At 33.5% G+C, this 11,592-nt stretch carries 9 protein-coding genes; 1 reads left to right on the forward strand and 8 read right to left on the reverse strand.

The annotated features are described in order from the left end of the window. Positions 1 to 311: 311 nt before the first annotated feature. The 4 genes from L3049_RS17470 to L3049_RS17485 all read right to left on the reverse strand — a co-directional run bounded on the left by L3049_RS17470 (position 312) and on the right by L3049_RS17485 (position 6,042). Complete coding sequence (locus L3049_RS17470) at positions 312 to 971, reverse strand: PQLLE family protein (RefSeq protein WP_275111112.1); 660 nt, start codon at positions 969 to 971, stop codon at positions 312 to 314. Positions 972 to 1,521: 550 nt separating this feature from the next. Continuing rightward, the gene (locus tag L3049_RS17475; RefSeq protein WP_275111113.1) at positions 1,522 to 3,342 is read right to left on the reverse strand and encodes a UvrD-helicase domain-containing protein; all 1,821 of its coding nucleotides are present in this window, start codon (positions 3,340 to 3,342) and stop codon (positions 1,522 to 1,524) included. Between the two features lie 3 nt (positions 3,343 to 3,345). Then, positions 3,346 to 5,499 carry an ATP-dependent nuclease gene (locus tag L3049_RS17480; RefSeq protein WP_275111114.1) on the reverse strand — a complete coding sequence of 718 codons (2,154 nt, stop codon included), beginning with the start codon at positions 5,497 to 5,499 and terminating at the stop codon, positions 3,346 to 3,348. A gap of 132 nt (positions 5,500 to 5,631) precedes the next feature. After that, a complete protein-coding gene (locus tag L3049_RS17485) occupies positions 5,632 to 6,042 on the reverse strand; it encodes a hypothetical protein (protein WP_275111115.1) in 411 nt (136 codons plus the stop codon). A 566-nt stretch (positions 6,043 to 6,608) separates the two neighbouring features. On the opposite strand from L3049_RS17485, the gene L3049_RS17490 reads away from it, so the two are divergent. Continuing rightward, positions 6,609 to 7,382, forward strand: coding sequence for a class I SAM-dependent methyltransferase (locus L3049_RS17490; RefSeq protein WP_275111116.1), 774 nt, complete (start codon positions 6,609 to 6,611; stop codon positions 7,380 to 7,382). 165 nt (positions 7,383 to 7,547) lie between these two features. On the opposite strand, the gene L3049_RS17495 is transcribed toward L3049_RS17490, so the two are convergent. The 4 genes from L3049_RS17495 to L3049_RS17510 all read right to left on the reverse strand — a co-directional run bounded on the left by L3049_RS17495 (position 7,548) and on the right by L3049_RS17510 (position 11,115). After that, the gene (locus tag L3049_RS17495) at positions 7,548 to 8,144 is read right to left on the reverse strand and encodes a hypothetical protein (RefSeq protein WP_275111117.1); all 597 of its coding nucleotides are present in this window, start codon (positions 8,142 to 8,144) and stop codon (positions 7,548 to 7,550) included. Positions 8,145 to 8,817: 673 nt separating this feature from the next. Continuing rightward, positions 8,818 to 9,396, reverse strand: coding sequence for a DUF4377 domain-containing protein (locus L3049_RS17500; protein WP_275111118.1), 579 nt, complete (start codon positions 9,394 to 9,396; stop codon positions 8,818 to 8,820). 82 nt (positions 9,397 to 9,478) lie between these two features. Next, a complete protein-coding gene (locus tag L3049_RS17505) occupies positions 9,479 to 10,228 on the reverse strand; it encodes a hypothetical protein (protein WP_275111119.1) in 750 nt (249 codons plus the stop codon). 20 nt (positions 10,229 to 10,248) lie between these two features. Then, on the reverse strand, positions 10,249 to 11,115 hold the full coding sequence (locus L3049_RS17510) for a hypothetical protein (RefSeq protein ID WP_275111120.1): 867 nt from the start codon (positions 11,113 to 11,115) through the stop codon (positions 10,249 to 10,251). Positions 11,116 to 11,592: the final 477 nt, after the last annotated feature.

Here is an 11,592-nt window from a genome sequence, read left to right on the forward strand (position 1 = left end):
TCCCCTCTTGAGAGGGGACTAAGGGGAGTGTTTTTAAAACAATACATACAGAATCCTACATCACATTTACAGGATAAAAGAATGGATTACATCCCCCTGTATCCCCCTTGGAAGGGGGACTTAAAAACCCCAAGCCCCTAAAGGGGCTTAAAAAAGGACTGCCAAGATTTTAGTCATAGCCTGACATTTGCGGCTTGCTTATCGTCAGAATATGACTTGAGAATTAAAAACCCCTTTGGGATAATTCCAAAGGGGTTTGAGTTGGTTGTATGTAAGTGTAGTAGTTTTCTTATTCTAGCTGCGGTAGGCTTTTAGTTTCTAACGATTTTGCCTAATGATTCTAACAATTGTGGTTTGTCTTCCAAAGCGATTTTGGCAACGGCAAAAAATTCACTCATCCAATCGTCGATTTGGTAAAAGGCTTCGTCTTTTATTTGGGTTGCCTCTTGCGACTCCCCTTTTTCTTGTAAGTAAAGTGAACGTGCTGTTTCTATTTCGCTGATTAACTTGCTGGCACCCTTTAAATCTTTAGCTGTTAGTTTTAGGCGGCCTAATTTGGCTTGAATTTCGGTATCGGCTAAGGCAAGGTTGTAGAAATTTTTAGCTGCTTCGATCCATTTGACGTAGCTACGAGGTTTTGCATTGCTAAGGCCCAATTTATCGGCAGTTAACAGATCGTTGCGAAATACCACCTTGGCTTTTTTACGGTGCATGGTAAAAACATCGTCGAGTAAAGCTCTTTTGTGAGAGAAATCGGCATAGGCCTCGCTGGTTTCATCGTCTTCGGTTTTGTTTGCATCGTAGGCTTGGCGGGTTGTGGCCAATAATCTTTTGCCTTTTGCCAATTCTTCCGAATCGTAACCCAATTCGGTCATTACAAATGAAATTACGGGTTGGGCTTCTGCATTGTCTAATGCGATGCGGTAGTCTTCTAATGTTGTTGACTCGGAAGATTTGAATTTTGTTACCATAAGAATTGAGTTTTTGATTTTAAAGTATATACTTGTTTTTTGATTCTCTTTTCATCTCCACTCCTTCCCTCTGCATGTCCGTTCCTTCTGCTTACATCTCCGTTCCTTCCCTCTACATTTCACTTCCTTCTGCCTGCATCTCTGTTCCTTCAGCCTGCAAGTCCGTTTCTTCTGCTTACATTTCCGCTCCTTCGGGCTGCAATCCTATCCCTTCCGCTTACAGCTCATTTCCTTCGCCTTACAACTCCCACCTCTCAACATTATTTTAAATTGAATCATGAATTTAAGAATAATATTATTAACAATAAGTCTTTTAATAATATTATTTATGATTTTTCTTGTTTAACACTAATAAGCACCAGTAAACATACGGGATATATAAAAACAAAGCCGCCCCAAACGTGTGGGCGTTTGGGGCGGTTTTAGATTGGCTTATAACCTGCATGCGCAGAACACTAGCTACAAGCTCGCGCTAGCAGGGTAATTTCCTTATCAATATTCCACATTCTACAATGAATGAATTTTGATATATTAAAACCCTCTAATTATATTATCCACTTGTTGTCACTACGTCATCATATTCAAAATCATATTCTCCCAAACAAGGAGTTGGAGGCTTACCTTCTGGCGCATATTTTCTATGCACAGATCTGCCTCTCTCAGAAAATAAATGCAAATTTTTCCTAGCTCTAGAACTAAGAACATAAAGCATTTTAGAGGAATTTGCGTCTCCATTATCATCAGTAAAGTGTGGAACCCAATCATTTACTAATCCAAATCCAATTACTGTATCATACTCTTCTCCTTTCGTACCATGGATCGTAGTAACTTTTATGCCCTCGCGAGGTTTAAACACCTTCTTAAAATTATCTAGACTTTCGGTTGTGGTATTATTATTCTCTTCTTTAGCTCTCTTAATTCGAGATGTAGCTCCTTCAAAAAATGCATTATAATCATCGTTTAATCTTTGGATACTCTTTATCTCAAAACTGAAATAAACACTTACATTAAAAAAGAAAACTTCTAAATATTCTAAACCACTTTCCTTGTTAATCTCTAGCGAATTACAAAACCTGAGAAAGTTTTTGTTCGTGATTTTATTCACATCGACTCCCAAATCAAACAATTCTTCAATTAGTTCAGCACTCCACCTTAAACGTCTAATATATATTCTTGGATCGGGTTCAGTTAAAGCAATTCGACCCACCTTATACCAAAAATTATCTAAATTACGTGCAAATGGAGCCATTCCAGGACCATTAAAACTATACTCTGGTAACTTCGTTATTAAATTTCTTGTTATTTTAGCAAGCGGGTACCATTGGGGGGCTGCTACACAAATTTCATTAGGAGATATTTTGCATTCATTAATATTGTATCTAATTAAGTCAACAATTTCATCCTCAAGATTAGATTCATCAATTGCATTATTATAAGTTATAATACTATTATAATCATGATTTTTCCCTCCAGCTATGATATCATTGTCTGATGTTTTATAGTAATCGAAGTATTCAATAATCTTTGATGATGATCTATAATTTGAAGATAGATTATACTTTCTCAATTTGTAACCAATCAATTCCTCTAAATCCTCTTTTACAATAGGATATCCTCCCATTGTTTCATAAATTGATTGATTTGGATCACCTACAATTAATGCTTTTGTTTTACCTCTACCGGATTTTAAAACACTTGAAATAATATGATATTGAATTTCTTTGGTATCCTGATACTCATCAATAAGAATAAACTTAAAGAGGTTTGAAAGTATCACTGAAATAAGTGGTTTCTTCAGAATTAGTTGGTTGGTATAATGCAAAATTAGCTCAAAATCAATTTGTCGATTTTCACGTAGAATTCTTCCATACTCTATTAGTACTTTTTTAATATATGGCGTTTTACTACCATCTTCAGAAAGCATTTTACATCCTGAAGGCATGGCGATATAGTCACAGTCATAATAACTTACCTTCAAACTTTTATATGGTTCACATAGTTCTGTTAGAATTTTTTCTGATTCGAAGGGATCAATTATAGAGTATCCTGTCTTTAAGCGATCATGATAAAGACCATAAGGTTTAATTATCCAATCCAAACAAAAGGCATGTATAGTACCTATCCATAACTGCTTTATATCTACTCCTAATAATTCAACTCGTTCTTTTATTTCATCAGCTGCAGTATTTGTATACGTGATAGCAACTATAAATTGTTTCTTAGATTCTATCCTAGACAACTCATAGGCAATCTTATAAGTGAGTGTTCTTGTTTTACCACTTCCTGGGCAAGCCACTAGAAATACACTATCTTCTTCAAATATAGCGTCTTCCTGCTCTCTATTCAGATCGTCTTTCTTCCAAACAAACATAGGCTATAAACTCATTAAAAAAGTTAATACATGATCCTCTAGAAACTCTTCAAGTTCTATCTCTTCTGCTATAGTTTTAAGAAGCTCTTGAAGTTCTATTTTTCCGTTACTAAATGCTTCATACAACTTATTAAAGTCATAATCATCTAATTCTATAACTTGATCCAAGCGATATGTAACAAATCGAATAATTAAATTCTTAGAGAGATCTGGATTAATAAACTTTAAAGCTTCTAATATATAGTTCGGTATGTAAGTTTCATCAGTAACATGTTCACCAAGTATTATAGCAAACCAACCTTTCCCTTCTTGATTAGCCATTGTTAATACTCTTTTACCGTACAGAGATACATTTTTAGAATTAATCTCTTGGTTAGCTAAAGTAATGATCGATGGTTTTTCATATACTGATGGAATAACTTCTCCAACTTCATGTGCATTACCTGCTTTAATGAAATCAACCTCAAAAGTATGATCTGCATAAAATACATTCAACCATTCATTATCTTTAATGTATAGGTCTAATGATTGTTTTCGCTGTGCTCCTTTCTTATCGGAGTTTCTTACTTTAGTTTTATACTTTTCTTCCTTTTTACCATCAGATGCATTTGGGGTCGTGTCACAAATTGCCGCATCTAAATCAGTTAGGATTGCACACTTTCTTCTCACTCTGTCATCATGAAATAACTGGGCAACATTCTCAAAACCAGTACTTCGAATATTAATTAAGCTAATCCCTAACTCATCTAAACTGATTCCAAGAACTTCACGAATTAGAATCGGTATTAGAATTTCTTCAGCATCTCCTTCAACTAACATTACCCCTTTTGCAAATAATAAATTTGTTCTGACGGCATCTAAATATCTTTCTAATTTTGTTACAGCGGCATCGGATAATCCATTAGATGGTTGATACACTTCAGCACAATCTTTCTTCTTAGCAAGGATATTCATATTCTCAACATTACAGACTTCTGAGATATGAGTTGAATGAGTAGAATAAATTATTTGAGTGTCTTCATATTTAATATTATCAAAGAGCGTTTTTTGAATATGTGTGTGAATATGTGCTTCTGGCTCTTCAATTAATAAGAAGTTTGCAAAAGTCTCTTTAGATTTACGATATTTATACTCTAACAATTTAAGTGTCAGGAAAATTAAATTTGCCCCACCTAAACTTAACTCATGTATATCACCCTCATAAGACTCATCAGGTTCTCCTATAAATAACTTCAACGATTGGAGTAATCTCTCTGCTTCATTGGAAAGATTTGACTTAATAGAAAGGGAAGATGGAGCATAAGTCTCACCAACAGCATCATTAATGGTATTAGCAATATCATTCCTTATATTCTGCACATCAGGCAATTTTTCAATACTACTATTCAAAGTATCAACGAGCGTACTTATAGGATCAAAATCTGCTTTCTTAATTTCGCCAGATTTATTCTTTAATAATTGTAATAGTGGATTTTTCCTATTATCGTGGAAGTCAGAAACTACATCTCTTAATGCTTTGATGAAAGTGAAAGAAACTTCTTTAGAAACTGATAATTGATGCGGAATTCTAACTCCATATTTAGATTGATCGTAATCGAATGAAAACTTAACATTCTCAAAATCTCCTACGAGTTCATCATAGACTGTTGGATCATTAAAATCTACTATACTCTTGCCAGTAAAGAATGTTTCATAGTGTTCTTCTATGGTAAGATTTGCTAAAATAGAATTTAACCCTTCTTTATCTCCTTCATTCAATTCTGAAAGTTGAAGTCTAATTTCTGGTTTTGGTCTGAAATAAAGATTGTATGTTGCACATTTGAAACTATCCCCATCTGGAATATCTCCAGTTCTATGAATAAATAATGATTGGATAGCTTCATCATCTGAAATATCACTGAACTCTAAACTAATAATAATCCAATGACCTTTCCAACCATCAGGATTAACACGGTTAAGGTTTCTATTAAAATCATCTTTATTTAATCTATATGCATGTGAATAAGAAGTATCTTCTAATAAGAGACGTATGGCTCTAAAAAGATTTGTTTTTCCTGATCCATTTTCGCCAATTATTGTATTAATTCCTTCATTAAACTTAAAACTTGCATTTGCAAAGTTTCTATAATTAACTAGTGATACTTTTGAAATAAACATATATTATAGATTAATAATTTTAGAAACTTAATTATTCAATTTTTTCTTACGACTCTATTAAAATCAAAAAAAAAGGATTTCAATATCCATTGAGATATTTTCGTTTATATTACGTGAAGCAACCAACATTATTTAGATAATATTGAATATCAGATCTGCATCATTTTTGTTTGCCTGACTTTCAGTTACAATATTATTCGCGAGTGTTTTATCTATTCTTTTAGAACTAAATTTATCAATTTTCTTATTGGCTCTAATTTTTTTGGTTGCAGTACTTAATGAGCATATAAAAAGATCACAATTTATGCTATTGTATTCATCCATTGCTATTGAAAGCGCATTTGAATTATCTCCCATCGAAAAAAATCCAATTTTCAAGTTCTTATAATTAATAACTATATCTGAGAAATCTTTAGGATCGCCTCCAAGAGGTTGTCTATTCGTAGATATTCCTCCATCGGATAATAATAATTCGTAAACTAATCCAATTGTTGTTGATTTACCTGAGTTTGATAATCCTTGTAATACAATAATATTCATCATTTATTATTATTTAATTTTTTATGTTTTATTATTCTTATTTTAATTAAACTTCAGAAATCTAATTAAGTAGATAAAATTAAGCATAATAAAAAGTAAACAATAATTACATCACCTGTAAAATAACATGAACAATATTAAATAGAAAGTATCTACATAAATCAAATTTCTTACTTTATACATAAAACATATTTAAAAGGCATGTGTTTTAGTTGGTAATAGCAAGCCTAAAGAGCACTTGCACTCTAATCAAAATTTTCTTATTATTGCGTTGTCTAAAAACAATTGATGTTAAAAATTAAGAAGGATTTGGTGAAGTAAATAAGCTGTGGTGTTCTACCAAGCTTATCCCCTGGTATAAGTCAGACATATTCTTGTCAGACTTATTTGCATGCATTATTATCTGATTTTTATTTGTTGCATGGAACTCGCACAATTAGTCATTCCCTTTTGTTTGGAAAGATTTTCAATAGCTCGTTTCACGTCTATACATTAGTAATAATTTGAAACTTGGTATAAAGCGAATCAATGAGCTTATACCCTGATTTCGAACACCAAATTTTAACATCATGAGTAAAGAAAATACTTCAATTCACGAATTCGATATCAATCTAATCTGCGAATACTACGCAAGCGTAGAACGACAAGGGCCCGGTAGTCCTGAAATAACGCGTAAAGCTTTAAGTTTTGTCGATAATTTGAACAAGGATTCGCGCATTGTGGATCTTGGTTGCGGTACAGGCGGGCAAACCCGAGTGCTAGCACAACATTCGCCGGGAACTGTTACAGGTATCGACTTGTTTCCCAAATTTATCGAACTTTTCAACAGAAATTCTCGTCAAGCAAATCTTCAAGACAGAGTAAAGGGGATCGTTGGTTCAATGGACGACCTGCACTTTAAGGATGAAGAGCTAGACCTCATTTGGTCGGAAGGAGCTATCTATAATATCGGTTTTGAACGTGGCCTAAATGAGTGGCGAAAGTTTCTAAAAACAGGTGGCTATATTGCTGTTTCAGAAGCTTCATGGTTCACACAAGAGAGACCTAAGGAAATAGAAGACTTTTGGATGGATGCTTATCCGGAGATAGATACGATTCCAAATAAAGTCGCTCAAATGCAAAAGGCCGGCTACAAACCTGTGGCTTCTTTTATTTTGCCGGATAACTGCTGGATTGATGATTTTTATGCACCGCAGGTGGCTGCACAGGAGGCGTTTTTAGCCAAGCATGCTGGCAATAGGGCTGCAGAAGGTTTTATAGCCAATCAGAGGCATGAGCAGCAATTGTACAACAAATACAAGGCTTATTATGGTTATGCTTTCTATATAGGGCAAAAAATCTAAATCATTTACATTAAAAATCCTCCCAAACTGCGGTTTGGGAGGATTCTTTTTGCTTGAAGATCTTATTTTTATCTAAACAATGGAACGCGATACTACCGAAACGAAGTGGAGATCAGTGAAGCTAATCGCGCATCAGCGGAGTTACTAGATCTTGAGCTGTTTATCTCAGGTAATAATAGTGTATCTTTTATATAAGGATTTGATTTCTGTAGTTACCCAACCATTCTTGGTAAATAAGTTTCTAAGAACTGTTATTTCGATGGTTTCATCCTCTCCAAATTCAACTAATTTAAAGTCTGCTGGCATCTTCTCCCAATATTCATCAACATCGTTATTTAGGGTACAAAATTTTAGATCGTCTTGAAAATGACCAATTCTTATATTGCATTTCAGATCATAAAATGGATTATCAACCGGAGTTTTATAAGTTGTGATAACCTCCTTATAGTTTTGTCGGTGATCGTTCCCTGTAGGCCAAAGTTCCGTGAAGCAAAACTCATTTTCTTTTAAACTAAGGTCCTCTTCTTGAGGAATTTGAATTACTATTTCTGAAAAATACATGGTAGAATTTTCTGAGAAAAGATTTTTTGAAGCAATACCATCGTTATTTAAATCGACTGCTTTATCTGCAACAGAAGAGATCAATTCATATTTGCCGTTAAACTTTTCTTTTAAGAGTGGTCTGTTACTCACTTCATTATCCGATTTATCGCAGGCAATAAGCAAAATGGCACAAGCAATTAGATAAAATCCTTTTTTCATATTTAATCATTTTTTATTGGCAATCATATAAGAGATTACAGCTAAGTCATCATCGAAAAAAATGAACCCAAAAATGGCTCCTATTATCAGTGTAATTTGTGAATACACGTTAAAATTCTTACGAAAGTATTAAATATAATTTGATAGTATACTGTCAAAGCTGTCCAGTTTTTAATTCACATAAAAGATATTTTTGTGCGCTAACTTGTATTTTCGAGACAAGACATGCCCCTGTATCCCCCTTGAAAGGGGGATTTTAAAAACCCCAAACCCCTAAAGGGGCTTAAAAAGGAGCTGCTAAAATTCTAGTCATAGCCTGACATTTACAGCTTGCTTATAGTCAGAATATGACCAATTTTTCAATAAACACCCCTCTGTATCTCCCCTAAAAAGGGGAGACTTTTAAAACCCCAAACCCCTGAAGGGGCTTAAAAAAGGACTGCTAAGAGTTAGTCATAAACTGACATTTACGGCTTTCCTATAGTCAGAATATGACCAATTTTTCAATAAACACCCCTCTGTATCTCCCCTGAAGGGAGACTTTACAACCCCAAACCCCTGAAGGGGCTTAAAAAGGAAAGCGATGCGATCGCACACCAACGGATGTAAATAAAAAATCCACGAAAGTGAGTACTTAGGTGGATTGTATGGTGCTATGAAGCGAAGTAGATGTTTATTCTTCCTGTGCTTTAAGTTCCAATAATTGGATTGTATTACTGTTGATATGTTGAAAGGTCCCAACCATTCCAATTTTGTTATTGATATTCTCTTCTAATGCATCATATAGATCTCCGCATTCAATTTCTGTTTTACCCATAAGCGTGTATTTAGAAAATTCATTCTTGCTTACTAAAGACTCAAATCCATTAGAGTAACTAATCGATAAAGTAATTTCAAAGTTTGTTTCTTCAGGTACTTTGGATTTTGAAATAAGTTTAAGCAAAGAATATTCAGCACTTGCCCCATCCACCATTGGGTTTTTCACCTCTTTCACCAGAACTTCAATGTCATAAATATATCCTAGTTCATATTCAAATCCGGAAATTTTATTGAGAAAACCATACCATTTATCCTCTCCAATCTTATCGCCTTCATGAACCTCGTACGACAAGCCCTGGTAAAATTCTTGATTGTTTACGGGTTGTTGGTAATGATTTATTCGCATTTTAACTACTTCAAAATCGTCTTCTTTATCACAGGAAGTAAAAATGACTGACATTACTAACAGCGCAGCTAATAAAACTTTATACATAGATCGGTAATTTAACATTATATATACCAATGATGTATAAATAATTAAATGGTTGCGTTACTATTGTTTACCGTAATTCTTTTTATCCTTTTTGATACTTAAACTTAAATTTTACTATCGTATTTACGGGTTTATTAAATAAGTACATTGGAGTCCATTTGTTTTTAGTTCTATCTAAAATCTTGAGAAGAAACTTTTCGTACTTTTTATCAATACTAGCATGTACATTAGGCCTTTTTATTTCTCCATTCTTTGTTATGATGAATCGATATGTAATTTGACATGCTTTACTTGAACCTTGCATTTTTCTTGCAAACTCTTTTATAAAAAAAGTAGTGTAATCGTTAAAACCCTTCAATATTGGAGCATTCCCAAATTCTGGATAATAAAGAGTATCTGAATTACTTATCGCAAATTTTTCCTTTTGATGCAATGCTTTTAAAGCACCTGAAATCATAACATACTTATTGCAGGAGCTAGCATTTTCTTCTGTAAGAACTAATGAATCTTTGTATAGTTTTTCTATAATAAATTCCCTAAAATCAAGTTTTATACAATCACCATCAATTCTGAAATTTTGAGTATTAACTACTTTACCATTATTCAATATGATTTCGGCTGTTTGGTTGTTTTTGAACTCAATTGACCACTTCAAATTAGAACTCACGCTTTGAGTTGTACCTTTGCAGTCCAATTGTTCTGCAGAAAACCACTTTTTGTAAACATCTTCTTTCTGCGAAAAACTGTTTAGAGATATCAATAAAAATGCTATTGCAATTATTGTCTTATTCATTGGTTTTTTATTGATTTTCACTGGTAATATTCTTGCCATTATTTATTAATTAAATCTAATTACTCAAATTGTACGTTAATTGTTTCTCCCCAATTACTATTGTATGTAATGGTAAAACCAGTATTCGTACCAGGATCTGCTGGCATAATATTTCCTTCGATATATGTTATTTTATTTCTAGTTGTTTTAATATCATGTACTTCTTTTGAAGAAATTAATTGTCCTGATTTATCAAACACTTTTATAAGCCCTTCATGAGTAAACTCAGCTTCGGTATCAAACATCGAAAAGTGAAGGTGATATTTTACTTCGTCACTCGTTTCAGTCCAATCTGTAGAAACTACCCTACTATCTGAAGGGCTAGAAGGTGTGTAATTCTCTAGGTATAGACCATAGCTAGCATCATATAGCGTCATTTCAATTTTACCTGCATTGGATGGTAAATCTTTAATGTAAACTTGTACTTGCGATGTTAATCTATTCAAAGTAAGATCAAAAGTTGCATTTTCATTAACCGTAAAATTCAAGGTTCCTCCAAAAACACTTTTAGAAGGTTCGTGATCACTAAAATAGAAACTATTTAAATATTGATCACCCCATATGTAGTCGTTGGTTTCCCAACTATAACTACTACTATTGCCAAGTATTTTCAAAATGTAATCGCCTGCAGAAAGTTCATCTACAACTTGTTCCGATGCTAAGAACTTTAATTCTTTCACATATTTTCCTTCCGCATTAAACAACACGTAATCTAAAAAAGTTGGTAGATCTGCACTTAGGTCTGCACTCTTAAAAGAAGATGTAAATGAGCTTTTAAAGTTAACTGTATATAAGTCTTGTTCTGATTTTACTTCTTCTGAATCCTTACTACAAGCGCTAAAAGCAAGTATTAGCATGGCCGCAATTACAAATAATTGTTTTTTCATTTCTTACTTATTTAAAATGTTAGGTGATTGTTATTTATGATTTAAAACTAGATATAATAACTTATCCTTCCTACTGTCAAATCTGCCAACTTGCCTTATACATAAAATATATTTTAAGGACTTGCTATTTTTGGAACACTTGTGCTCAAAACAAATCCTCCCAAACTGTGGTTTGGGAGGATTCTTTTTCCTTGAAGATCTTATTTTTATCTAAACAATGGAACGCGATACTACCGAAACGAAGTGGAGATCAGTGAAGCTAATCGCGCACCAGCGGAGATCTGCTAAGAATTAGTCATAAGCTGACATTTACGGCTTTCCTATAGTCAGAATATGACCAATTTTTCAATAAAAATCCCCCTGATTCCACCTTGAAAGAGGGATTTTAAAAACCCCAAACCCCTAAAGGGGCTTAAAAAGGAGCTGCTAAGAATTTAGTTAGTGTATGATATTTATGGCCGCTTAACACCCCTCTGT

Source organism: Labilibaculum sp. DW002 (assembly GCF_029029525.1).
Taxonomy (GTDB): Bacteria; Bacteroidota; Bacteroidia; order Bacteroidales; family Marinifilaceae; genus Paralabilibaculum; species Paralabilibaculum antarcticum.